2 protein-coding genes are annotated in these 825 nt (G+C 45.5%); both read right to left on the bottom strand.

Annotated features, from left to right (window positions below):
* Positions 1–246 precede the first annotated feature (246 nt).
* On the bottom strand, positions 247–636 hold the full coding sequence (rplQ, locus tag A3762_RS25115) for a 50S ribosomal protein L17 (protein ID WP_068475250.1): 390 nt from the start codon (positions 634–636) through the stop codon (positions 247–249).
* Between the two features lie 33 nt (positions 637–669).
* Positions 670–825 (bottom strand): DNA-directed RNA polymerase subunit alpha C-terminal domain-containing protein (locus A3762_RS26225; RefSeq protein WP_304439333.1); only part of this gene is annotated, 156 nt, incomplete at its 5' end.

The following is an 825-nucleotide window of genomic DNA, read 5'->3' as shown; positions in this document are numbered from 1 at the left end:
CAAGTTGCTGAAATACCCGGCTCGTTTACAGGACAATTTCTTAAACCAATGCTGTAATAAGCTCAGCCACACACCAACATTCATTGAGTCGTAATCGCACCTTGTGCTAGCGATCACTGAATGTTACGTGTTTCATACTTTTAACCATCTTACCTTCGCCTAAAATGTGCTTGCAGGCGAAATTCAGGCATAAAAAAACCCAGTCAGTAGACTGGGTTTTTTCGTTGAGCGGTAACTCTGAAAAGCTTACTCTTCGTCTTCGTCGATCTCATCAACGATAGGACGGTCAACCAACTCTACGTAAGCCATTGGCGCAGCATCACCAGTACGGAAACCGCACTTAAGGATGCGAATATAGCCGCCAGGACGCTCTTTGTAGCGTGGGCCTAGTTCATCAAACAACTTAGCAACAACTTCGTCATTACGAACGCGAGCGAACGCTAAACGACGGTTAGCTACAGAATCATTCTTAGCTAGAGTAATCAAAGGCTCAGCCACACGGCGAAGCTCTTTTGCTTTCGGCAATGTCGTTTTGATCAACTCGTGCTCGACCAAAGATGCAGCCATGTTTTTAAACATCGCCTTACGGTGCGAGCTGTTGCGGTTGAATTTACGACCACTTTTACGATGACGCATTTTCTAATTCCTTACCTGTCTAGTCGAGGCGGCTTAGTGAGCCAACACTCGATCATCGCCCTTTAAACTAGCTGGCGGCCAGTTTTCAAGACGCATACCTAAAGAAAGACCACGAGACGCTAGAACATCCTTAATCTCGGTAAGGGACTTCTTACCTAAATTAGGTGTTTTAAGCAGTTCTACTTCAGT

It is taken from the genome of Oleiphilus sp. HI0125, assembly GCF_001635355.1.
Note: the sequence above shows the minus strand (reverse complement) of the source record. Positions and strands in the feature narration are given on the sequence as shown.

Coding starts and splice junctions, on each gene's coding strand:
- rplQ (WP_068475250.1), bottom strand. CDS start 636: ATGCGTCATCGTAAAAGTGGTCGTAAATTCAACCGCAACAGCTCGCAC.